This is a genomic window from Phenylobacterium sp. LH3H17 (assembly GCF_024298925.1).
Classification (GTDB): Bacteria; Pseudomonadota; Alphaproteobacteria; order Caulobacterales; family Caulobacteraceae; genus Phenylobacterium.
In genome coordinates, this window is sequence record NZ_CP101283.1 from 2290600 (window position 1) to 2314014 (window position 23415).

The following is a 23415-nucleotide window of genomic DNA, read 5'->3' on the forward strand; positions in this document are numbered from 1 at the left end:
ATGGATGCCGACGGATACGACCTCGATGACCTACGCCGCACCGACCAAGACCGCCGACGCGAAGCCGCTCGCGTTCGATGCGGAGCTGGCCGGCTCGCCGGAGCGCTTCATCAACCGCGAACTGTCGTGGCTGGCCTTCAACGAGCGGGTCCTCGGCGAGAGCAAAAACCCGCGCCATCCGCTGCTGGAACGCCTGCGCTTTCTGTCGATCTCGGCCAACAACCTCGACGAATTCTACATGGTGCGGGTGGCCGGCCTGAAGGCCCAGGCCCGCGAGGGCGTCCGCGTGGTGTCGCAGGACGGCTTGACGCCGGTCGAGCAACTGCTGCGGGTCAACGCCGAGGCCGCCGACCTGATGCTGGACCAGCAGACCCGCTGGCTGCAGCTCCGCGATGAGCTCACCGCGGAGGGCCTGACCGTTGTCCAAGCCGACGAGGTCACGACGGCCGATAAGCTCGCCCTGGAGCCGACCTTCGTTTCGCGGGTCTTCCCGGTCCTGACTCCCCTGGCCATCGACCCGGCCCACCCCTTCCCATTCATCCCCAACCTCGGCTTCTCGCTGGTCATGAAGCTGAAACGGGTCTCGGACGGACGGCTGCTCTACGCCCTGGTCCCGATCCCGGCCCAGGTGGCGCGGTTCTGGGAGCTCCCGCCCGGCCCGTCGCGGCGCAAGCGGCCGCATCGGCGGTTCATCAGCCTCGAGAACATGGTCACGCTGTACCTCGACCACCTGTTTCCCGACTCGGAAGTCGAAGCGGTCGGCGTGTTCCGGCTCATCCGCGATAGCGACGTGGAGATCGAGGAAGAGGCCGAAGACCTGGTCCGCGAGTTCGAGGTGCGCCTGAAGCAGCGGCGCCTAGGTTCGGTCGTGCGGGTTGAGCTCGAGGCCGCCATGCCTGAGGAGCTGCGATCCTTCATCGTCGGCAACCTGCACGCCCAGGACGAGGACATCATCCTCATCGACGGCTTGCTGGGCCTGGACGAGCTCAGCCAGCTCATTCCGAAGGATCGCCCCGACCTGAAATTCAAGCCGTTCGAAGCGCGCTTTCCCGAGCGGATCCGCGACCACGGCGGCGATTGCTTCGCCGCGATCCGCGACAAGGACATCCTCGTCCACCACCCGTTCGAGAGCTTCGACGTGGTGGTGCAGTTCATCCGCCAGGCCGCCCGCGATCCCAATGTGCTGGCGATCAAACAGACCCTCTACCGAACCTCGTCGGACAGCCCGATCATCGCGGCCCTGATCGAGGCGGCTGAGAACGGCAAGAACGTCACCGCGCTCATCGAGATCAAGGCGCGGTTCGATGAGGAAGCCAACCTCAAATGGGCGCGGGACCTGGAGCGGGCCGGGGTCCATGTCGTGTTTGGCTTCGTGGAGTACAAGACCCACGCCAAGCTATCGATGGTGGTGCGCAAGGAGGGCGACACGCTTCGCACCTATTGCCACTTCGGGACGGGCAACTACCACCCGGTCACGGCGCGGATCTATACCGACCTGTCGCTGTTCACCTGCGACCCGGCCATGGGCCGCGACTCGGCCCGGCTGTTCAACTTCATCACCGGCTATGCTCGCCCCGACGGGCTGGAGAAGCTGTCGCCGTCGCCGCTCACCATGAAGGCCGACCTGCTGACCTTCATCATGCGCGAGGTGCAGAATGCCCGGGCCGGCAAGCCCGCCGCGATCTGGGCCAAGCTGAATTCCCTGGTCGACCCGGTCATCATCGACGCCCTCTACGAGGCCAGCCAGTCGGGGGTCTCCATCGACCTGGTGATCCGCGGCATCTGCTGCCTGCGCCCCGGCGTGCCCGGACTGTCCGAGAACATCCGGGTCAAGTCCATCGTCGGCCGCTTCCTGGAGCACTCGCGGATCGTGGCCTTCGCCAACGGCGGCGTCATGCCCTCGGCCGAGACCCGGGTGTTCATCTCCTCGGCCGACTGGATGCCGCGCAATCTCGATCGCCGCGTGGAATGCCTGACCCCGGTCGAGAACCCCACCGTGCACCAGCAGGTCCTGCAACAGATCATGGTGGCCAATCTCAAGGACGAAGCGCAAAGCTGGACGCTCGACGCGGACGGCCGCTATACCCGGGACCCATCATGGGACCACCCGGGCGCCTTCTCCGCGCACGAGTACTTCATGACCAACCCGAGCCTCTCCGGCCGGGGGCAGAAGGTGAAGGACATGCCGCGCGCGATCGATCATGTGGCCTCGCGCGGATAGCCGAGCCCAGCTAGGCCAGATGCAGTCGCAGGCGCCGCTTTCCGGCGCGGCTGGCGTTCGCCAGGCCGCGGTCATCGATATCGGATCCAACTCCGTGCGCCTGGTGATCTACCGGCTGGAAGGCCGAGCGATCTGGACGGTCTACAACGAGAAGGCCCTGGCGGGCCTCGGCCGCGACCTGACGGTCACCGGGCGCCTGTCGCCCGAGGGCGTCGAGACCGCCCTGGTCGCCCTGCGCCGCTTCCGCGCCGCGCTGAGCGGCTGGGACACCGCCGAGCTCTTCGTGGTCGCCACCGCCGCCGTGCGCGACGCCGCCGACGGGGCGGCGTTCATTCAGAAGGTGCAGGACGTCGCCGGCCTGTCCATGCGGGTGCTCTCGGGCGCCGAGGAGGCCCGCTACGCCGCCCTGGGCGTACTTGCCGGCCAGCCTGACGCCGCCGGCGTGGTCGGCGACCTGGGCGGCGCCAGCCTGGAGCTGGTGCATCTGGACCCCCAAGCGCCGCGCCACGGCGTCACCCTGCCGCTCGGGCCTTTCGCGCTGGGGGCGCCCAAGGCGCTGGAGGTAGAACGCACCCGAAAACACATCGTGGCCGAGCTTGATCAGGCGGCGCTGGCCTTCCGCACCCGGGAGTTCCACGCCGTCGGCGGCGCCTGGCGCAACCTGGCCCTGCTGCACATGGAAATGGCCGACTATCCCCTGCGCGTCGCCCACCAATACGAGATGAGCCGATCCGACGCGGTGGATGTGGCCCGCTTCGTGTCCCGCCAGTCCCGGGCGTCGCTGGAGAGAATGCAGGGCCTCTCCAAGAAGCGCTTCGACACCCTGCCCTATTCGGCTCTGGTGCTGGACGCCCTGATCGAGCGCCTGGGGGTCGAGCGGGTGGTGATCTCCGCCTACGGTCTGCGCGAGGGCTTGTTGCTGGAGACCATGTCGTCCGAGGAGCAGGCGCGGGACCCGCTGATTGAGGGTTGCGCGGCCCTAACCATGGTCCACGGCCTGGCGAACGCCCTGCCGGGCGCCCTTGAGCGCTGGCTGGCGCCGGCCATCGGGGCCCTGCCTCAGGTATTTGGCGCGCGCGAGGCGACCCTCATCGCCGCGGCCTGCCGGCTGGCCGACCTGGGCGCGCGGCTGCACCCGGACCATCGCGGAGAGCTTGCCTTCGAGCAGGTGCTGCGCGCGCCGATCGCGGGCATGAACCACCCTGAGCGCGCCTTCCTGGCCAGCGCCGCCTTTGCCCGCCACAACTCGGGACCCAACGTGCCCGAACCGGGAACGATCTCCCGAGTGCTCACCACGGAGCGACGCCAGAGGGCGCGGGCGCTCGGCTCGGCCATCCGGCTGGGTTGCGACCTCTCGGCCCGCAGTCCGGCCCTGCTGGAGCGCTCGACCCTCCGGGTCGCGGGCGACACCCTGGTACTCACCGCCGAGGCCGGCTGGTCGGACATGCTGTTGGGCGAACAGACCGCCAAGCGCGCCCAGACCCTCGCCCAGGCCCTGCGCCTGAAACTGCAGGTTGGTTAGGACGCCCATGAGCTCCCGTCTGGCGATCTTTCATCCGGCGGGGAAACTCGGCCTGGGCCAGAACTTCTTCGGCAAGGACGTCGCCAATCTCGACCTCTATCGCGCCCTTGTCGCCCACGGCGGTTTCGAGGCGGTGGACATACTGACCCTCGTTCAGGTCGGCCTTGACCAGGTGGCGCCGGCCCTGACCCAGGGCCGGCCAACGACGACCAAGCTCGGCGTCGACAGCGTCCTGGCCACCCACCGCGCGGTGGCGGCCGGCGCCCTGCTGCGCGGCCAGCCGGACCTGGCCGACCTCGCCTGGCTGCGCCGACAGAACGCGTCGGACCGCGCCTACAGCCTGGTCGGCCTGATCCACACCATCGCCCCGCCCGCCAGCCGCATGAGCCTGGCCCTGAACCAGGTGGCGCCGATCCAACCCTGGGACGCGCTGATCTGCACCTCCCCGGCCGTGCAGGACGCGCTTACCGACATGTTCGAGGGGTGGGGCGACTATCTGGCCCACCGGTTCGGCGACGGCGGTCGCCGCGCGATCCCGAAACTGCCGCTGGTCCCGCTGGGGGTCGACGGCGCTCGGTTCCAGGCCCTGGCAGACCGGCCGGAGGTGCGCGCCAAGGTGCGGGCGGACCTGGGTCTCGGCGAGGACGACATCCTTGTCCTATGGGTTGGGCGGCTCTCGTTCTTCGAGAAGGCCTTCCCCCAGCCGATGTTCGCGGCGGTGGATGAGGCCGCGAGGGCGACCGGCAAGAGGGTCCAGTTCGCCCTGGTCGGCTGGTTCCCCAACGAGCCGGTGCACAGGCCGCTCTACGAGAAGGCCGCGCGCGCCTACGGGCCATCGGTCACGACTCACTTCCTGGACGGCAACGACCCCGAAGTGGTGGGCGGGGCCTGGGCCGCCGGCGACATCTTCCTCTCCCTTGTCGACAACATCCAGGAGACCTTCGGGATCACCCCCATCGAGGCCATGGCCGCCGGCCTGCCCGTGGTGGTCAGCGACTGGGACGGCTATCGCTACACGGTCCGCGACGGCCAGGAAGGGTTCCTGGTCCCCACCCTGGGCGCTCCGGCCAACGGCCAGGGCCAAGGCCTGGCCGCGCGCCACGCGGTGGGGATGGACGCCTATCAGAACTATGTGGGCGCGATCGCCCAGCACACCGCAGTCCATGTGGGCCGGGCCGCCCAGGCCCTTGCAGCCCTGATCGCCGATCCGGCCCTGCGCGCCAGGATGGGCGCAGCCGGCCGCGAGCGGATCCGCACCACCTTCGACTGGCCCGTGGTGGTGGGCGAGATCCGCGCCCTGCTGGACGAGCTGGCCGCAATCCGCGCCGCGGCCGGCGACGTCGAGCCCAGCCACCGCATCCATCCGGTCAAGGGCGATCCCTTCGCCGATTTTGCGGGCTTCGCGTCTCAGGTCCTTGCGCCCGAAACGCCGCTGGCCCTGCGGTCCGGCGTCGACCCCGCCAACCTGGTGCGGACCGATCTCGACAGCCATGCCAGCGTGTGGCGGGCCAATACGGCCGAGTGCGCCGAAATCTGCGGCCTACTGGCCAGCGGTCAGGCCGCCACGGTCGGCGACGTCCTGGCGCGGTTTCCGCCCGCGCGTGGCCCCGCACTGGAGCTGGCCATCGTCTGGATGGCCAAGCTGGGCGTCATCGACTGGCTTTAGCGGCGGGCGCCGACCCACTTGCGGTCCGTGGTGTCGAGGTCGAGTACGGTCTCCTTCGGCGAGGCCGCGCAGCCATAGGCTCGCTCCGGCCAGCATGCCTTTCGGCATCCCCGGTCTCCGCCATGCGTCCCGAGATTCCGAACGCCACGAAGATGCACAGGTCTCGGTGCGGTTCGAGGACGGATCGCGAGGCGAAACGCACATAGCAAGAGGGCGACGCCGCGGTTGCCCGTTGCGTCGCCCTCTCATCCAGACCCGGTGAAGGGCCTGCGCCTTGAGGTCGTTGACGTTTCCGGTTCGTTGGGTCGCCCCGACTGGCCTTGTCCGTCGCCGTTGCCCCACGTTGTCCAACTCCAGGTTACCCCTTCGCCGGTCTTCGCAGGACCTCCTGTTCGCTTTACGATCCGGTTGCCCGGTTCGTCCGCGCCGCAGTCCCTCTCGACAAGTTGAGGCTCGCCCCGATCCGGCCCGCTGGCAAGCGGCGTGATTCGCCCACACCGTTAGCGGCGGTTGATGAGCGGTGGACAACTCGCGAGGCGACACGCGCAAAGCGCCGCGCGCCAAGGCGTTGAAACTATCCACCGAAATTGGGCGGGAACGCCTCAGCGCTGGGCGCGGACCAGCATCAGGGTGACGTTATCCTTGGCGCCCCGCTTCAGGGTCAGGGCCAGCAGGCGATCGGCGGCGGCCTCCAGGTCGTCCAGGGCCAGGAACGCGCCGAGCTCGTGGTCCTCGACCAGGCCGGTCAGACCGTCGGAGCACAGCAGGAAGACATCTCCCGGCCGGATGTCGCCATGGGTCTCGGAGAGTTCCAGGGTCCCGGTCGCCCCCACCGCGCGGGTGATGACATTCGAGATCCGGCGCGTGCGGGCCTCCTGTTCCTCCAGGGCGCCGGAATCGATCAGCTCCTGCATCAGGCTGTGGTCGTGGGTCACCCGCATGAGGGCTCCGCCGCGCCGCAGATAGACCCGGCTGTCGCCCGCCCATACGCAGGCATAGTGGTCCTCATGCGCCAGCAGGACGACGACGGTCGAGCCGATCACCGCGCCGGGCGACAGCTTGGCGGCGTGCTCGACGAGGTCGGCATTGGCCGCAATCAGGCGCTCGCGAACTGCGTTGAGATAGGCGTACCCAGACCTCGGCCGGCCCAGCCCCACCAGGGCCTCAACCACCCGAAGGCTGGCAAGGTCCCCGGCCTGGTGCCCGCCCATGCCATCGGCCACTGCCCACAGCCCGATCTCGGGCCGCGCCAGGAAGCGGTCCTCGTTCAGGCTGCGAGAGAGCCCGACATGGGTGCGGCTGGCGGTAACGAAACTGCGTACGCGAGGCGGGGCCGCGGCTCGGCTCATGCCTGGGTGCTCATGGCGTCCAGTTCGATCAGCTGGCGCTCATAGGCGGCCTTGAAGGCCTGGTTCACGGGGCTGTCGGGATCACCGTCGGCCCGCATCCGGAACTCGGCGTGCAGCTTGACGTATTCGCCGAACGCCATGGCGTCGCGGTTCTTCAGCATCAGGGACTGGCCCTTGAGCCGCGCCTCGGCCTCCTCGGGAGCCAGGGCCTCCAGGGTCGAGCCAACGGCGGCGCGCAGGCCGGCCATCATGCACAGCAAGTGCTTCTTCATGTCCTGGAAGGAGGCCTTCACCGCGGCGGGGCCGGACAGGAACCCTTCCCCGCGCGGTCGTAGCAGGTCGGTGGCTACCCGCTGGGCCGGGGCCCACTTGAAGGGGTTGTTGCCCTCGGCGAAGACCGTGGTGCGGGTCATGCGGTACTCGGTCTTGACCGACGTCCGCTCGCTCATCAGGTCGCCCAGGCCCAAGACCATCTGCTGATAGACCGCGCCCAGCCGACGCATCACCTCGACCGGGTCCTCGCCGGAAAAGGCCGAGGCGTCCAGACGTGCGCCGTTACAGAAGGCGTCCAGCAGAGAACCGTCGCTGGGGGCCTCGGCGGCCTCGGGTCCGGCCCAGCTGCTCGGCACGGCCAGGGTGGCCTCGGTGATGGCCACCGGCTTCAGCATCGGGCTGCTGAACGGGGCGTCGAAGGCGCCGTTCTCGGCGTCGGCGGCCTCGACCACGATCAGGTAGCCGCCCAGGCGCAGGGTGTCGCCGGCCTCGATCGGCGCGGGATCGCCGGGCGGCAGGCGATCGCGGCCTGCACCTACGAAAACCCCGTTGGAGCTGGTGTCGCGCAGGGTCAACCGACCGGCCTGCAGGGCGATGACGCAGTGATTGCGCGAGATCGAGCGTTCGGGGTCGGCGATGGTCCATCCAGCGGCGGCGTCACGCCCCACCACCAGTTCACCCTCGGTAAGCTCACGCGACTCCAGAAGCTGGAACGGGTCGCTCTGGCGAAATAGGCGCAGCACGGCCTTGGCCACCTTCGGCTGCGCCAGGGTTGCGGTCATGGCGCTCAAGTGCGGCCTCCGATGATCGTCCGGTCGCTTGCGTCGTCCTCCAGAACCAGACGGGTGCGGTCGAGCGCCTGGACGGCGCGTTCGGCGGCGGCGGCGGCGATGCGCAGCTCGGCCATGGCCGAAGGTTCGCTGGGCGTGGGATCGGCCCGAGTCAGGGCCTCCGTCTCCAGGCGGTCCTGGACGGAGGCGGCGAAGCGGTTGAAGCCGTCGAACAGCTCGCCGAACTCGTCCTTGCGCGTGTGTGAGATGCGGAAGTCGAGGTCGCCGCGGGTGGCGTCGGCCAGAGCCGCGCGCAGGCGGCGGATCGGCCCGGCAACCTGCTTGGCCGCGGCATAGCTCACCGCCACCACGACCCCCAGGGTCACGGCGCTGAGCGTCGCCAGCAGCCAGTGGGAGAGCGAGGCCGCCGCCTCCAGATCGGCGCGGCTGACGGCCACGTCGACCGTGCCGAATGAGCGGCCGGCATAGAGGATCGGCCGCACGAAGCGGAAACCGCCGACGCCCTTTTCCAGCTTGGTCCTGGTGACCACGCCGTCCTCACCCTTGTGGATCGGGGTCTCGCCGCGCGGGGTTTCGTAGATCTGGCCGACCTGGCTGGCGTCGGTGGCGCCGCGGATCAGGCCGTCGGCGTCGACGACCGTGATCTGCTGAATGTTGGGGTCGGCCGAGGCGGCGCGCACGAAGGCGGCGACCGGAGCCCAGTCGCGCTGGTCGGCCGGCAGGGTCGCGTTGTCGGCCGCGGTCAGGGCGGCGTTGGAAGCGACGAACGAGGCGATGGCGCCGCCCGAGGAGAGCGCCATCCGCTCCATGGCGCGGTCCTGGCGGTTCAGCACCAGGCCCACGCAGACCAGCAGGACCACCGCGGTGATCCCGGCCATGATCAGGGTCAGGCGGGCCTGCAGCGGCAGGTAGCGGCGCACGCCCTCCAGTTCCTCGGCCTGGGCCTCGAGCGACCGCTGTTCGCGGCGCATGGCCTCGGCCAGCTGGCCCCCGTCGGCGAACCGCCGCTCCGGCTTCTTGGCCAGCAGCTTGCCGATGATGAACTGCAGGCCGCGCGGGCACTCCGGCGCGAGTTCGGCGATCGGGCGCGGGTCGTTCTGGGTGATCTGCAGGGCCAGAGTCGCCGCACTGGTCCCGGCGAACGCTCGCTGGCCGGTGATCAGTTCGTAGAGCACCACGCCCACGGAGAAGAGGTCGGAGCGCCCGTCGATATGGCCGCCCAGAGCCTGTTCGGGGCTCATGTAGCGCGGGGTCCCCAGGACCTGGCCGACCTGGGTCTTCAGCATCTCGGCCTCGGTGTCGGCCTCGGCCACGCGCGCGATGCCGAAGTCGAGGATCTTCACGCTCCGCCCGTCGGGGGCCAGTAGGATGTTGCTGGGCTTGATGTCGCGGTGAACCACCCCGACCTCGTGAGCGTAACGCAGGGCCTCGCCCAGTTGGGCGCCGATGGCCAGGACGTCGTCGACCGGGAACTTGCCGATGCGCACGGCGGCCTTGTCCAGCGGTTCGCCGTCCAGCAGCTCCATGGCGATATAGGGATAGCCGTCGACCTCGCCGACGTCATAGATCGTGACGATATTGGGGTGCGACAGGGCGCCGGCCGCCTTGGCCTCGCGCAGGAAACGGGCGACGTAGTGCCGGTTCTGGCGGAACTCGGCCTTCAGGACCTTGATGGCCAGGACGCGATTGATGCCCGGATCATAGGCCCGGTAGACGTCGGCCATCGCGCCTTCGCCGATCCGCGCTTGCACCTCATAGCGCCCAACCAATTTCAACATGCCCTAGTCCCCGGACCGCGATCCTTTCCAGAGGCTAAGCGGCTACGGTTAAAGGACAATTCGCGCGGCGAAGCTTTCGGCGAATTATTTCACCTCAGCGGCGCACATTGGCCTGAATGCGCACGGCGCGGTCGAGGTCGCGCTGAATCACGGGGTTGCCCGGATCGAACGCCAGGGCCTGGCGCAGAAGCCCCACGGCCTTGTTGATCGCCCCGCGGTTCATCTGCTCCAGGGCTTGGCCGCGCAGCTGGCCGGCGCGGACGGGATTGCGCTGGCTGGCCGGCGCGGCGGTCGCGGCGGTGGCCGCAGCGGGCTTGGCTGGGACGACCTTGCGCGGAACCCCGGGGATCAGCAGGGTCTGCCCGATGCTCATCTGCGAGGGGTCGGCGATGCCGTTGTACCGGGCCAAGCCATAGAACATGAGGCTGTCGCCCATCAGCCGGTCGGCCAGGCTGGACATCGAGTCTCCCGACCGCACCTTGTAGACATAGTTTTTCTCGCCTAGCAGCTCGCGCGGGTCGCGGTCGATTTGGTCCAACAGCTTGCGGGCGACGGCGTTGGCGGGTTGCTCGGCCAGCACAGCCAGCAGCTCGGCCCGGGCCAGGACGCCCTGTCCGGTTCCCAACAGTTCCACGGCCCGGTTCTGGCGCTCGCGAGCGCTGAGCCCGGGCGTAGCGACGGGCGCGGCGGGGTTCACGCCGCCCCGGGTCGGCGAGATGGTGGTTCCTGGCGCGCCCTTCGGCGTCTGCGCGCAGGCCGCCAGGGTGAGGGTCAGCAGGACGGCCAATAGGATCGGCGATCTCAAGCCACGGCCCTCCGACTGGTTCCGGACCGCGTCGGCGCGGGGGGCGCCAGCCGCGCCAGCCAGACCGGGTCGCGTACAGTGCGCACGAAATCCTCGCCGCTCATCGGCTTGGCGAAGAAGAACCCCTGGATCAGGGAGCATCCGAGCCCACGCAGGGTCTCGACCTCTTCACGGGTTTCGGCGCCCTCGGCCAGCACCTGGATGTCGAGGCCGCGCGACAGCTCCACCAGCGCCCGGCAGATCGCCTGGCTGTCGCGGCGCTCGTCGATCTTGGTGACGAACTCGCGGTCGATCTTCAGTTTCGAGAACGGCAGGTTCTTCAGATAAGACAGGCTGGAATAGCCGGCGCCGAAATCGTCGATGGCGACGCTGACGCCAAGCGCCCGCAGTTCCTCGACCAGCCGACGCGTGCGCGCGGCGTCCTCCATAGCGGCGGTCTCGGTAAGCTCGACCTCAAGGGCGCCGGGCGACAAACGGTGGCGCTCCAGCGTGCGCACGATGGTGGTGTTGAGCGACGGATCTGCGAACTGTCGGGCCGACAGGTTCACCGCCATCTTCAGGCCCGTGAGACCCAGGTCCTGCCAGGCGCGCGCCTCGCGGCAGGCGGCGTTCAGCACCCAGAGCCCGACCTCATCGATCAGGCCGGACTGTTCCAGGATCGGAATGAATTCAGCAGGCGAGACCATGCCAAGGTCCGGGTGGCGCCAGCGCAACAGGGCTTCGGCGCCCACCACCCGGCCTGTATCCAGATTGACCACCGGCTGAAAATGAAGGGCCAGCTGCTCGCGCCCGATGGCCTGGCGCAGGTCCTGCTCCAGGGAGAACCGCTCCTTGGCGGCGACCGATGACTGGGCGGAGAAGAAGGACAGCTTGCCGCCCGAGCTCTCCCCCGCCTTGGGCAGGGCCGCGAAGGCTCGGGTCAACAGGGTGGCTGGATCCTCCCCGTCGTGCGGGAAGATCGCCGCGCCCAGGTCGACGTCTGGCGAGAGCCGAATGTCGGGCAGTTCCTGGCTCAGCACATAGCCCAGCGCCTGAAGCTCGTTGGCGGCCACATGCGGCGCGGCGACGCCCGCGAACCAGATGCCGAAGCAATCGCGGTCCACCTGCGCCACGACACGGCTGGGCTGCAAGGCGCCTGACAGGCGTTGGGCGAAGGCGGCGAGCGCTCGCTCGGCCGCGCCCTGGTCGAAGGCAGCCAGTCGGTCATAGTCGGCGAACCGCACCACACCCAGCACCACGGTGTGGGCAACATCCTTCACCCCGGCTTCAAGGACGGCCAGGAAGGGCTCGCGCGTGGGCAGGCCAGTGATCGGGTGACGATTGGTCAGGCGGTGGCGCTGGCCGTCCAGGCGCGCGGCGATCTGGTTGACGTCGCGCATCATGCGGCCGACCCCGTCGGAGAAACCCTGTGGCAGGGCCGAGATTTCGCGCCCCTCGGCGCAGGCCTCCAGCGCCCGGCCAAGCAGGCCCAGGGGCCGCAGCATCAAGGACAGCAGGACCAGGATGGCGGCCGCGCCGCAGAAGGCGCCGGCCAGGGTCGCGGCGCGGGTCAGGCCCTCGCCCGGCGCCAGCCATCCGGCAAAGGGAAACGCCACGGCGATCGCGGCCAGGGCCACGATCTTTCCGCGGAAGCCGATCAACGGCAACCTCCCCAGCGCTCTGTAGGTCCAGAGTCTCAAATCTTCACCACGGCGGGCCGTCCCCACGAAGGCCTCGGCCAGCACCATGCGCCCCGGTCTTCTACCGCTTGGTGAAAATGTGTCCTTTACAGAACGTGACCTGAGCCGCGTCGGAGATCGTGATCCCGACGCCGGATTTCGGCTCGGCCCCCTACTCCGCCGCGGCGGTCGCCTTGGGCGCGCGGCGGACTTCCACCACCCGCACCCGCGTGCCGTCCAGCACCAGGGCCAGTTCGCCGCGCTTCAGCCTTAGAGCGTCCTCGCCGAACGCCTCGCGCCGCCAGCCGGTGAGCGCCTGAGTCTTGGCGTCGTCGTCATTGGCGATCTGTTCCAGGTCCGAAACCGTGGCGATAAGCTTGGACGCCACACCGGCGTCTTCAGCCCGCGCCTTCAGCAGAACCTTCAGTAGCTCGACCACCGCGCCAGCGGCAGGCGAGACCTGCACCTTGCTGCGTTCGATCACCGGGGCGTAACCCTCGGGGTCCTTCAGCGCCTCGCGGACGGCGGCCAGCAGGTCGGGTCCGAACCGCGAGCCCGAGAAGCCTTTCGGCACCGAGCGCAGCCGGTCCAGGGCGTCGGCGTCGGTCGGCGCCTGCGTGGCGACCTCATCGATGGCGTCGTCCTTGAGGATCCGGCCGCGAGGTTGGTCGCGCATCTGGGCGGTCCGCTCGCGCCAGGCGGCCACCGACTTGAAGATCGCCAGGTATTTCGAGGTGTGGCGCCGCGGCTTGAGCCGTTTCCAGGCGTTCTCCGGCTCCACGTCGTAGACGGCCGGATCACACAGACTCTGCATCTCGTCGACCACCCAGGTCAGACGGCCTTCCTTCTGCAGGCGGTCGCGCAGCATCGGATAGAGCTCGGCCAGATGCGTCACGTCACCCAGGGCGTAGACCAGCTGGGCGTCGGTCAGCGGCCGGCGGGCCCAGTCGGTGAAGCGCGACGACTTGTCGATCTCCAGCTTCAGCATCTGGCGGACCAGGGCGTCATAGGCGATCTGTTCGCCGAACCCGGCGGCCATGCCGGCGACCTGGGTGTCAAACAGGGGCCGCGGCATCGCATTCAGATTGTTGAAGATCTCAACGTCCTGGCGCGCGGCGTGGAACACCTTCTCGATGCTCTCGTCGCGCAGGATCTCCAGGAACGGCTCGAGATCGATCCCGTCGGCCAGGGGATCGATCACCGCTTCGGCGGAGGGGGCGGCGGCCTGGATCAGGCAGAGCTTGGGCCAGTAGGTGGTTTCGCGCATGAACTCGGTGTCTACTGCGACGAAAGGCTGGCCTTTGATTTTGTCGCAGAACGCCTGGAGTTCGGCGGTGGTTGTAATCGGCGTCATCAAGTAGCTATACGCTCGCGAGTGGCCGAGTCTGCAAGCGCCGGATGCGCGCGGAGGCCAATTTCTTACCCGCCCTGAGTCCTAAAGGCGTCACATGACCGACCGGCCCAATGGCCTCACCTACGCCCAGGCCGGCGTCGATATCGACGCCGGGAACGACCTGATCGAGCGCATCAAGCCCCTGGCCAAGGCCACCCGCCGACCCGGCGCCGACGCGTCGCTGGGCGGTTTCGGCGCCCTGTTCGACCTGAAGGCTGCCGGCTATTCCGACCCCCTGCTGGTCTCGACCACCGACGGGGTCGGCACCAAGCTCAAGATCGCCATCGAGACCGGCCAGCACGACACGGTGGGGATCGACCTGGTGGCGATGTGCGTCAACGACCTGCTGGCCCAGGGCGCTGAACCCCTGCTGTTCCTGGACTATTTCGCCACCGGAAAGCTCAACGTCGCGGAAGCCACCCGTGTGGTCGGCGGCATTGCCGAGGGCTGCAAGCAGGCCGGCTGCGCCCTGGTGGGCGGCGAGACCGCCGAGATGCCGGGCATGTATTCCGAAGGCGATTACGACCTGGCCGGTTTCTCGGTCGGGGCGGTCGAGCGCGGCGCTGTGCTGCCGACGCTCGGCACGCAAAAGTCAGGCGACGTGCTGATCGCGCTCGGCTCCAGCGGACCGCACTCCAACGGCTATTCGCTGGTCCGCCGGGTGGTGGAGCGTTCGGGTCTGGCTTGGGACGCGGCCGCTCCGTTCGCGCCTGGCAAGACCCTGGCTGAGGCGCTGATGGCGCCGACGCGCATCTACATCAAGAGCGTGCTGCCGCAGATCAAGGCCGGGCGCATCAAGGGCGCGGCCCACATCACCGGCGGCGGCCTGATCGAGAATCCGCCGCGCGCCATCGCCGACGGGTTGGCCGCGAAGTTCGACTGGGACGCTTGGGCCCTGCCCCCCGTGTTCCAATGGCTTGCCGAGGTAGGTGGGATCTCCGAGCACGAGCTGCGCCGCACCTTCAACTGCGGGGTCGGCATGGTGCTCATCGTCGCGCCCGAGCACCTGTCGGACGCGCTGGAGGGCCTGCTCGGGGCCGGAGAAGACGCCTTCGTCTGCGGCGAGCTGGCGGCAGCCTGACTATTCGCCCCTGAACACCGCCGTCCGCTTCTGGTTGAAGGCGGCGACGCCCTCGCGGCGGTCCTTGGTCTTGAACAGGCGATTGTACTGTACAAGCTCCAGGGCCATGGCCTTGTCCAGCGGCAGGGCCGCGCCGCCCTGGACCACGGCCTTGAGCGCCTTGACCGACAGCGGCGCCTTTGAGGCGATCACCCGGGCGCGCTCCAGCACCTGGGGCATCAGCTCGTCGGCCGGGACCACTCGGTTGAGCAGGCCGAAATCCAGCGCCTGGGCCGCATCGATGGGCAGGCCTGACATCAGCAGCTCCGAGGCCCGCCGCGCCCCGGCCGCGCGGACGATGTACTGCGTGCCGCCCAGGCCTGGGATGATGCCCAGCCCCACCTCGGGCAACCCAAGCCGCGCGGTGTTCGAACCCCAGGCGAAATCGCAGGCCAGGGCCATCTCGCAGCCGCCGCCCATGGCCGCGCCGTTCACCGCCGCGATGATCGGGAAAGGGCAGGAAAGCTGGGCGCGGATCATCGACTCGAACATCACGTGCTGCTCGCCCCAGGCCGCGTCGGTCATGCCGTCGCGCTCCTTGAGATCGGCCCCGGCGCAGAAGAACCGGCCCGCACCGGTCAACACTGCGACCCGGACCTTGGGGTCCTTCGCCATGGCCTTCCACAGCGACAGCAGCTCCTCGCCCATGGCGGTGTTGAGCGCATTGGCCGCGTCGGGTCGCGAGAGGGTCACCAGCCGGACGCCCTCGCCGGCCTCGCTCACCGTGATCGTCTTCAATTTCATGTCCCCTCCGGTCCGGCGACGACCCCCGTGTCGTGCAGCCTCGCGATCTCGCCGCTCGTAAGCCCCAGCACCTCGCTGAGCACCTCGTCGGTATGCTGTCCAAGCCTGGACGCGGGGCGCGCCGGCGCCCGCCGTTCCTGCGGGATGGTCCCGGCGAAGCCCGCCGCTGGATAGGTCCGGCCGCTGGGATGTACGATGTCGGAATAGACCGGGTTGCCCTTGAACAGGCGCTCATCCCGGGCGGCCTCGCTCATGGGCTGGTAGGGGCCCCAGCACACGCCTTCCCGCTCGAAGGCCGGCAGCAGCTCGGCCAGGGTCTTGCGGGCGAAGGCCGCCTCGAAGATCGGCAGCAGTCGGGCGCGATGGTTGAAGCGCAGCCCCTCATCGACGGCGAAGCTCAAGGCCAGCTCGGATTCCAGCGCTGCGACCAGCGCCTCGATCTCCAACACCTGCAGCAGTCCCTTCCACTGGCGGGCGGTGATCGCCACCAGCATGATCCGGCGGCCGTCCCGCAGCACGAAGTCGCGGCCGAAGGCGCCGTAGAGGTCGTTGCCCATCCTCGGCCGATCGGGGCCGGCCAGGGACTCCGCCAGGTAGCCGAGATTGGCCATGGTGGATCCAGCGATATCCGACAGCGGGATGCGGATCTCGCGCCCCTTGCCGTCCCTGGCCCGCGCGCTCACCGCCGCCACCAGGGCGAAAGCGGCATAGGCGCCGGTCAGCAGGTCCCAGGCGGGCAGGACGTGGTTCACCGGCCGCGGATCGTCGGGATGACCGGTCATCAACGGAACGCCCACGGCGCTGTTGATCGTATAATCCACCGCCGGCCCGCCATCGGCCCAGCCCATGACCCTGGCGCAGATGAGATCGGGCCTAAGGGCGGCGAGCTTTTCGTAGGAGAGGAAGCCCTCGACCGGAAAATTGGTGACGAACACCCCGCCCTGCTCGCCCGGCGCGGCCGCCAGGCGCGCGGCGAGCTCCCGGCCCTCGGGGCGGGAAAGGTCGATGGCGATGGATTTCTTCGACTTGTTCAGCCCCTCCCAATAGAGGCTGTCGCCGCCCGGGGTCAGCGGCCAGCGCCGGAAGTCCGGGCCACCGCCGATATTGTCGAACCGGATCACCTCGGCGCCGAGCTGGGCCAGATAAAGGCCGCAGGTCGGCCCCGCCACGAAGGCCGAGCCCTCAACGACCCGCAGCCCCTTCAGAAGGTCGTACATTCAGAAGCTCTTCGGCATGCCCAGCACGTGGGTGCCCACGTGGCTGAGGATCAGGTTCGTGGAGATCGGGGCCACCTGGTACAGGCGAGTCTCACGGAACTTCCGCTCGATGTCGTACTCCTCGGCGAAGCCGAAGCCGCCGTGGGTCTGCAGGCAGGTGTCGGCGGCGAACCAGGAGGCCTCCGAGGCCAGCATCTTCGCCATGTTGGCTTCCGTGCCGCAGGGCTGGCCGGCCTCGAACATGGCCGCGGCCTTCTGCACCATCAGCTCGGCGGCGCTGACCTGGACGTGGGCGCGGGCGATCGGGAACTGGACGCCCTGGTTCTCACCGATCTTGCGGCCGAAAACCTCGCGCTCCTTGGCGTAGGCGCTGGCCCGGTCGATGAAGAACTTGCCGTCGCCTATGCACTCGGCGGCGATCAGGATCCGCTCGGCGTTCATGCCGTCAAGGATGTAGCGGAAACCCTTGCCCTCCTCGCCGACCAGGTTCTCGGCCGGAACCTCAAGGTCGTCGAAGAACAGCTCGGTGGTGGCGTGATTGAGCATGGTGCGCACCGGCCGGATGGTGAGCCCGTTGCCGACCGCCCGCCGCAGGTCGACCAGCAGCACACTCATCCCGTCGGATGACCGGGCGGCCTGCTCGCGCGGCGTGGTGCGCACCAGCAGCACCATGAGGTCGGAATGCTCGGCCCTGCTGATCCAGATCTTTTGGCCGCGAACCACGTACTTGTCGCCGTCCCGCCTGGCGAAGGTCGAGATGCGGGTGGTGTCGGTGCCGGCCCCGGGCTCGGTGACACCGAAGGCCTGCAGTCGCAGTTCGCCGGTGGCGACCTTGGGAAGATAGGCTTCCTTCTGCGCCTGGCTGCCGTGCTTGAGCACCGTGCCCATGGTGTACATCTGGGCGTGACAGGCGCCGCCGTTGCAGCCCGAACGGTGGATCTCTTCCAGAACCGCCGTGGCCGCCGACAGTCCCAGGCCCGAACCTCCGTATTCCTCCGGGATCAAGACCGACAGAAAGCCGGCCTCGGTCAGGGCGCTGACGAAAGCGGTCGGATAGGTCCGCTCGCGGTCGAGCGCGCGCCAGTACTCGCCCGGAAACTGGGCGCACAGCCTGCGCACCGCCTCGCGGATTTCAGGGAAACTCTCGCTGGCCGCAGCGCTCACGCTCTTCCTCCTCGCCCAGGGCTCAGCTAGCGCATGGCGCGACCCTTGGATACGGGCAGATCAGACGTCACCGTGCGTGAGTCAAACCCTGCGCCAAAGCTCAACTTGGTCAAGGTTACTGAATTTCAATCTTGTTCTGATGGAACTTCGAGGGTGCGGAACTGTTCGAAGACCATGGACGGGTTGAGTATGAACCGCGAGCAACGCTTACGCCGCGAGGCCTTGAGCCTCTGGAAGGCCTTGAGTTCGGAGCCGCCGCCGCGCGGACTGGATGGCCCGCGCCTGTTGGATGCGGCGCTGGAGCTGAAGGCCCCGAGCGACTACGACCGCATCCATTCTCCGCATCTGCGGACCAGCCAGATCACCCGGCCGAAATAGCCGCGGCTCAGACCCGGATCTCGAAATAGGCGGTGTCGCTGCCGGCGCTGTAGGCCAGCACCTTTATGCGGCAGTCGCGTCCGTCGTCCAGCTTCAGGGCGGCGTCGCCGGCGCGGAACAGCGCCTCGGCGGTCTCGGGCGCCGTACGCAACAAGCCGCGAAGCGGGCTGTAGGCCGAGGCCAGAGTCTTCATCTGACCGGTGATCTCATAATCGACGACCCCGTCGAACCCCTGAAAACGAAGCTCGCCGGTTCCGGCGGTCACGGGCGGTGGGTTCTTGCGGATGGCCGGTTCCTCCAGAGACAATCAAGCCCCGCCCGGCGGGGAAGCCGAACGGGGCCTGTTTATCGCGGCGGGTCCGCTGGGACCGGGGTGGGCTCGTCGCCGCGCCCTCTATTAACGCGGTGACGCTTCGCCTGTTCCCAAAAAATTCAGCCGACGATTTGATCGTCGGTGAAGAACTGGGCGATCTCGATCTTGGCGTTGTCGGCGCTGTCGGAGCCGTGGACCGAATTCTCGCCGACCGAGAGGGCGAACAGCTTGCGGATGGTGCCGTCAGCGGCCTGTTCCGGGTTGGTGGCGCCCATGACTTCACGATACTTGGCCACGGCGTTGTCGCCTTCCAGCACCTGAACAACCACCGGCTCGGAGGTCATGAACTCGACCAGTTCGCCGTAGAACGGGCGTTCGGCGTGGACTTCGTAGAATTTCTTGGCCTGGGCCTCGGTCATCTTGATCCGGCGTTGGGCGACGATGCGCAGGCCGGCGTCCTCGATCACCGCGTTGACCTTGCCGGTCAGGTTACGCTTGGTCGCGTCGGGCTTGATGATCGAGAAGGTGCGTTCGGTCATTGTGTGGGCTTGTCTTCTTATTGGGGAGGCGCGGCAGGTCCGCGCGGGGTGGCGGGCTTATAGCCGCACGATGCAGCATCGCCAAGCACAGCGGTCGCCATGGCCTCCGACCTCTGATATGCACCGCGACCTCCCGCCATGCTGCAAATCAATGACCTGACTTTCGACGCCTGGGGCCGCCGGTTTTTTGACCACGCGAGCGTCAGCCTCCCCGTGGGCGCCATGGTGGGGCTCGTGGGCCGCAACGGCGTGGGCAAGACCACCCTGTTCAAGCTGATCCTGGACGAGCTGCACGCCGGCGATGGCGAGATCGGCTATCCGAAGTCGGCGCGCATAGCCTCGGTGGACCAGGAACACCCCGCCACCCCGGTCACCCTGCTGGACACCGTTCTGGCCGCCGATGAGGAGCGTGAGCGCCTCAACGCCGAGCTGGAGACCGCCGAGCCCGAGCACCTGGGCGAGATCTACGCCCGGCTGGCCGACATCGGCGCCGACCGCGCGCCGTCGCGGGCCGCCGAGATCCTGTCGGGCCTGGGCTTCTCGAACGCCGACCTGGCGCGGCCGATGTCGGAGTTCTCCGGCGGCTGGAGGATGAGGGTGGCCCTGGCCGCCGCACTGTTCGCCGAGCCCGACCTGCTGCTGCTGGACGAACCGACCAACTATCTCGACCTGGAGGGCGCGCTCTGGCTGGAGGCCCGGCTGAAGAAATACCCGCATACCGCGGTGATCATCAGCCACGACCGCGAGATCCTGAACAACAGCTGCGACCACATCCTGCACCTCGCCGACGGCAAGCTGACCCTCTATGCGGGCGGCTACGACAGCTTCGAGCGCCAGCGCGAGGAGAAGGCCCGGCTGCAGGAGGCCACCAAGGCCAAGGTCGACGCCCAGCGCGCCCACCTGCAGGCCTTCGTCGACCGCTTCCGCGCCAAGGCGTCCAAGGCGACCCAGGCCCAGTCGCGGCTGAAGATGCTGCAGAAGCTGCCGCCGGTCTCCTCGGTCGTGGCCGAGCACGTCGCGCCCTTCGTCCTGCCCTCCCCCGAGCGCCCGCTCGCCCCGCCGCTGCTGCGGTTGGAAGGCGTGTCGGCAGGCTATGATGAGACGCCGATCCTGAGGCACATGAACCTGCGACTGGACCTGGACGACCGCATCGGTCTGCTGGGGGTCAACGGGGCGGGCAAGTCGACCTTCGCCAAGCTGATTGCCGGCGCTCTGCAGCCCCAGGCCGGCGAGTTGAAGCGCTCGCCCCGGCTCAAGGTCGGCTGGTTCCACCAGCACCAGATCGAGGCCCTGGACCCCAGCGACACCCCGCTGGACATCATCCGCGCCGTGATGCCCGAGGCGTCGGAGGCCAGCCGCCGCGCCCGACTGGCGCAGTACGGTCTGAGCCACCAGAAGGTCGACACCACCGTCGATAACCTGTCGGGCGGCGAGCGGGCGCGCCTGCTGCTCAACCTCGTGGCCATGGAGGCGCCGCACCTCCTGATCCTCGACGAACCGACCAACCACCTCGACATCGACAGCCGCCGCGCCTTGCTGGACGCACTGAACGACTACGAAGGCGCGGTGATCCTGATCACCCACGACCGCTCGTTGATGGAGTTGGTCGCCGACCGGCTCTGGCTGGCGGCCGACGGCACCATCGAGCCCTTCGACGGCGACATGGACGACTACGCCAAGTTCGTCATCGATCGCGCCAAGCAGGCCGGCAAGGCCCCGAGCCAGGTGCGCGCGCCGGAACCCGTCGCCCCGCCCAAGCCGGTGGCTGCGCCGAAGGCCAAGGTCCCGACCGGGACGGCCCGTCGCCGCGCCGAGGCCGCCGAAGCGGCCCTGGCCCGTGCGACCCAGGCGCTGGCCGAGATCGACAAGTCGCTCACCGATCCGAAGGTCTTCGCTCAGAACCCGGGCAGGGCCGCTGACCTCGGCCGCAAGCGCGACCAGGCGCAGGCGACGCTCGACGCCGCCGAACTGGAGTGGCTGGACGCCAACGAGGCCTACGAAGCTGTCAAGAGCGACGCCTGACCTCCCATAACCGCCTGGGCGCCGGTATGGTCGGCGCATGACCAACGACTCCGCCGCTGCGCCGCCGCCGAAGAGACGCATCGCTCCTCGGGTGCGCGCGCGGCTGCATGAGCTCTATCACGGCCACTCGCGTAAGGCGGTCCGGTTCCGCCTGGCCGTGATCGCCATCGACTTCCTGTTGATCGCCTTCTTCATCGTCGCCCCGTTCATCCGCGAGTCGCCCGCCTTCCTGATCGTCGACATCGGGGTGGCGCTGATTCTGGCGATCGATATCGGGGCCCGGGGCCTGGCCGCCGAGCGTTGGACCAAGTGGCTCAGGAGCCCGTCGACCTTGCTCGACATCTTCGTCCTGATCACGCTGCTGTTTCCCCTGTGGCTGTTCAACCTGGCCTTCCTGCGCGTGCTGCGCCTCTGGACCCTGGTTCATTCCGAGTTCTTCTGGGAAACGGTCGGGCGGCGTTATGACGACACGCGCTGGGAGGACGTCACTCGCGCCGCGGTGACCCTCGTGACCTTCGTCTTCGTGATGACCGGGTTCGTCTATACGAGCTTCGCGCGCATCCATCCCGGCATCGACGGCTATGTCGACGCGCTTTATTTTACCGTGGCGACCCTGACCACGACGGGGTTCGGAGACATCACCCTACCCGGAACCTGGGGTCGGGTGATCTCCATCGTCACCATGCTGACCGGCATCACCCTGTTCGTCCGTCTCGCCCAGGCGCTGTTCCGCCCGTACAAGGTGCGCTTTCCCTGCCCGGCCTGCGGCCTGCAGCGCCACGACATCGACGCGGTCCATTGCAAGGCCTGCGGTGAACTGCTGAACATTCCCAACGACGACTTCCACTAAGCAACGCCCGTGCCCGACGAAGCCCGCATCGTCTATCTGCTGCTGGTCCTGGTCCTGCTGGCCCCGGCGGGTTTCGCCGCCCTGCGCCGGATCTTCCGCAAGAAGGACGACTAGGCGCTCCGCTCCGCCCCCGGCGAACGATCCCCTACCCGCACTTCACCTCTCTCACCACGCCTGTCGCGGCATCGTAGAAGAAGTTCAGCCGCCGCGGATTGAAGTCCATGGTCACCGGGCAGGTGGTGCAGGCGACCCGCTGCCGGCTCGGCTGCACCGGCACCGGGATCTCGGTGCGCGACCGGCCGACATACTTCTGGGCCTCAGCCGATCCGCACTGGTCGGGCTCGGATGGCGGCGGCGGCCCGGGTGCGGGCCGGGGTGGAGGTGGCGGCGCGGGCGGCGGCGGCGGTTCGGCGCAGGCCGTGAGCGCCAGGAGGCCGGCGGCCGCCAACAGGGTGGTGAGCGTCTTCATGCCTGCTTCTCCCAACCGCGGGTCTGTTGCTTCCAGTAGGAGGCCGGATGGCCCTTGGCCTTGAGCGCGCTCCACTGGCTGCGCGCCACGGCGAGCTGAGTCTCGTCGCGCCCGTCGAACAGCACGATGCAGCGCTGGTAGTCCTCGAGCTCCCCTGGATCGGCGCCGTCGACCAGGAACAGGGCGTCGGCGGCGTTCTGATTGTCGAAGGCGGTGGTCAGCAGCACCGGCTGGCGCGCCGCCCCCGGCTCGTCGGCGGGGGCATGCGGCAGGAAGCTCTCGTCGCGATAGCTCCATAGCCAGCCGTCAAGGTGTTCAACCCGTTCGGCCTCGCGGGCGCGGACCACGGCCTTCCAACCCCGAGCCAAGGTCTTTTCCAGCAGTTCGGGCAGGACCTGATCCAACCCGGAGCGCTCCAGGTGATAGAACCAGACCTCGCAGGCGGGGGCCATCAGGGCGCTCTCCGAACCAGTTGCGCCAGGGACGATACCACCTCGTCCGCATGGGTCATCATGGCCAGGTGCGAAAGCTCCAGCCGCAAGGTCGGCCGGCCAAGCGCCCGGGCCTGGGCGGCTTCGGCCTCATAGGCTTTTGAAAGCCGCAGGTAGCTCCAGCCGACCACGGGCGGCACGTCAAGCGCCGGCGCGGGTTCGTCGAAATAGGCCAGGGGCGCCGGGGCGAGCTCGCCCAGGAAGGCGTCGCGGACCGGCCCCTCGGGCGTGAGCGCCGCGATGGCGCCGGGCGGGAACCACTGGTCCCAGGGTGGCAGCATGCCCTCGGCCGCCGCGGCGCGCAGCGCCTCGCCGAGCTGGGTGGAGGCCGTGTCGAACCAGGACCGGCCCGGATGGGGCAGAATGGCGTCGACGAAGACCACGCCGGCCAGGCGCGTCTCCGCAAACGCCGCGACCGAGGCCGCCAGCCCGCCGGCTCCGGAATGGACGACCAGGATGTCGCCTGGCTCGACGGCCTCAGCCACCGCCGAGGCGAGCGCGGGATAGTAGGGCTTGGCGATTCCGCCCCAGTCCGGCAGGGCCACGACTTTCGACTCGTAGCCCCGCTGCGCCAGTTCGGCCGGGACCCCGCCCCAGGAGGCGGGGCCGACCAGCGGACTGTGAACCAGGATCAGGCGCACGCCCGCGCGCC

Annotated in this window: 21 protein-coding genes; 7 read left to right on the plus strand and 14 right to left on the minus strand. The window is 68.7% G+C overall.

The window, feature by feature from the left end:
- Positions 1-4 precede the first annotated feature (4 nt).
- From M9M90_RS11380 to M9M90_RS11390, 3 genes are read left to right on the plus strand one after another with little or no spacing between them, the layout of a single operon-like run.
- Entirely contained in the window at positions 5-2221 is a 2217-nt protein-coding gene (locus tag M9M90_RS11380) for an RNA degradosome polyphosphate kinase (protein WP_371876843.1), read from the plus strand.
- A gap of 19 nt (positions 2222-2240) precedes the next feature.
- Complete coding sequence (locus M9M90_RS11385; RefSeq protein ID WP_254833355.1) at positions 2241-3743, plus strand: Ppx/GppA phosphatase family protein; 1503 nt, start codon at positions 2241-2243, stop codon at positions 3741-3743.
- Positions 3744-3750: 7 nt separating this feature from the next.
- Positions 3751-5409, plus strand: coding sequence for a glycosyltransferase family 4 protein (locus tag M9M90_RS11390; RefSeq protein ID WP_254833356.1), 1659 nt, complete (start codon positions 3751-3753; stop codon positions 5407-5409).
- Between the two features lie 602 nt (positions 5410-6011).
- On the opposite strand, the gene M9M90_RS11395 is transcribed toward M9M90_RS11390, so the two are convergent.
- The 6 genes from M9M90_RS11395 to rnd all read right to left on the minus strand — a co-directional run bounded on the left by M9M90_RS11395 (position 6012) and on the right by rnd (position 13417).
- Positions 6012-6758, minus strand: a complete 747-nt coding sequence (locus M9M90_RS11395; RefSeq protein WP_254833357.1) for a PP2C family serine/threonine-protein phosphatase — start codon at positions 6756-6758, stop codon at positions 6012-6014.
- Positions 6755-7813, minus strand: coding sequence for a type VI secretion system-associated FHA domain protein TagH (gene tagH, locus M9M90_RS11400; protein WP_254837112.1), 1059 nt, complete (start codon positions 7811-7813; stop codon positions 6755-6757). The genes M9M90_RS11395 and tagH overlap by 4 nt, the downstream gene beginning before the upstream one ends.
- A gap of 5 nt (positions 7814-7818) precedes the next feature.
- Positions 7819-9600 carry a protein kinase gene (locus M9M90_RS11405; protein ID WP_254833358.1) on the minus strand — a complete coding sequence of 594 codons (1782 nt, stop codon included), beginning with the start codon at positions 9598-9600 and terminating at the stop codon, positions 7819-7821.
- A gap of 94 nt (positions 9601-9694) precedes the next feature.
- Positions 9695-10405, minus strand: coding sequence for a LysM domain-containing protein (locus M9M90_RS11410; protein ID WP_254833359.1), 711 nt, complete (start codon positions 10403-10405; stop codon positions 9695-9697).
- Entirely contained in the window at positions 10402-12045 is a 1644-nt protein-coding gene (locus M9M90_RS11415; protein ID WP_254833360.1) for an EAL domain-containing protein, read from the minus strand. Before M9M90_RS11415 ends, M9M90_RS11410 begins: the two co-directional genes overlap by 4 nt.
- Positions 12046-12235: 190 nt before the next feature.
- Positions 12236-13417, minus strand: a complete 1182-nt coding sequence (gene rnd, locus M9M90_RS11420; protein WP_254833361.1) for a ribonuclease D — start codon at positions 13415-13417, stop codon at positions 12236-12238.
- 94 nt (positions 13418-13511) lie between these two features.
- On the opposite strand from rnd, the gene purM reads away from it, so the two are divergent.
- Positions 13512-14537: a phosphoribosylformylglycinamidine cyclo-ligase gene (gene purM / locus M9M90_RS11425; RefSeq protein WP_254833362.1), complete on the plus strand. Its 1026-nt coding sequence runs from the start codon at positions 13512-13514 to the stop codon at positions 14535-14537.
- Here the strand turns inward: purM and M9M90_RS11430 are convergent, their stop codons facing one another.
- Genes M9M90_RS11430 through M9M90_RS11440 form a run of 3 tightly spaced genes read right to left on the minus strand, consistent with a single transcriptional unit; the run spans position 14538 to position 17701 of the window.
- On the minus strand, positions 14538-15320 hold the full coding sequence (locus tag M9M90_RS11430; protein ID WP_254833363.1) for an enoyl-CoA hydratase/isomerase family protein: 783 nt from the start codon (positions 15318-15320) through the stop codon (positions 14538-14540). It lies immediately after the preceding gene.
- Positions 15317-16537, minus strand: coding sequence for a CoA transferase (locus tag M9M90_RS11435; RefSeq protein ID WP_254833364.1), 1221 nt, complete (start codon positions 16535-16537; stop codon positions 15317-15319). The genes M9M90_RS11430 and M9M90_RS11435 overlap by 4 nt, the downstream gene beginning before the upstream one ends.
- Positions 16538-17701, minus strand: coding sequence for an acyl-CoA dehydrogenase family protein (locus tag M9M90_RS11440; protein ID WP_254833365.1), 1164 nt, complete (start codon positions 17699-17701; stop codon positions 16538-16540). It lies immediately after the preceding gene.
- Positions 17702-17875: 174 nt separating this feature from the next.
- Between M9M90_RS11440 and M9M90_RS11445 the strand changes: the two genes are divergently transcribed.
- Positions 17876-18079, plus strand: coding sequence for a hypothetical protein (locus tag M9M90_RS11445; RefSeq protein WP_254833366.1), 204 nt, complete (start codon positions 17876-17878; stop codon positions 18077-18079).
- A gap of 7 nt (positions 18080-18086) precedes the next feature.
- Here the strand turns inward: M9M90_RS11445 and M9M90_RS11450 are convergent, their stop codons facing one another.
- Both M9M90_RS11450 and ndk read right to left on the minus strand, forming a co-directional pair.
- Positions 18087-18386: a hypothetical protein gene (locus tag M9M90_RS11450; protein ID WP_254833367.1), complete on the minus strand. Its 300-nt coding sequence runs from the start codon at positions 18384-18386 to the stop codon at positions 18087-18089.
- Between the two features lie 125 nt (positions 18387-18511).
- The gene (gene ndk / locus M9M90_RS11455; protein WP_254833368.1) at positions 18512-18931 is read right to left on the minus strand and encodes a nucleoside-diphosphate kinase; all 420 of its coding nucleotides are present in this window, start codon (positions 18929-18931) and stop codon (positions 18512-18514) included.
- A 138-nt stretch (positions 18932-19069) separates the two neighbouring features.
- Between ndk and M9M90_RS11460 the strand changes: the two genes are divergently transcribed.
- The gene (locus tag M9M90_RS11460) at positions 19070-20953 is read left to right on the plus strand and encodes an ABC-F family ATP-binding cassette domain-containing protein (protein ID WP_254833369.1); all 1884 of its coding nucleotides are present in this window, start codon (positions 19070-19072) and stop codon (positions 20951-20953) included.
- A 37-nt stretch (positions 20954-20990) separates the two neighbouring features.
- A complete protein-coding gene (locus M9M90_RS11465) occupies positions 20991-21803 on the plus strand; it encodes a potassium channel family protein (RefSeq protein WP_254833370.1) in 813 nt (270 codons plus the stop codon).
- Positions 21804-21948: 145 nt separating this feature from the next.
- On the opposite strand, the gene M9M90_RS11470 is transcribed toward M9M90_RS11465, so the two are convergent.
- The 3 genes from M9M90_RS11470 to M9M90_RS11480 are packed head-to-tail and all read right to left on the minus strand — an operon-like array spanning position 21949 to position 23404.
- A complete protein-coding gene (locus M9M90_RS11470; RefSeq protein ID WP_254833371.1) occupies positions 21949-22272 on the minus strand; it encodes a peptidase inhibitor I78 in 324 nt (107 codons plus the stop codon).
- Positions 22269-22727, minus strand: coding sequence for a DNA polymerase III subunit chi (locus M9M90_RS11475; RefSeq protein WP_254837113.1), 459 nt, complete (start codon positions 22725-22727; stop codon positions 22269-22271). Before M9M90_RS11475 ends, M9M90_RS11470 begins: the two co-directional genes overlap by 4 nt.
- On the minus strand, positions 22724-23404 hold the full coding sequence (locus M9M90_RS11480; RefSeq protein ID WP_254833372.1) for a hypothetical protein: 681 nt from the start codon (positions 23402-23404) through the stop codon (positions 22724-22726). The genes M9M90_RS11475 and M9M90_RS11480 overlap by 4 nt, the downstream gene beginning before the upstream one ends.
- Positions 23405-23415 lie beyond the last annotated feature (11 nt).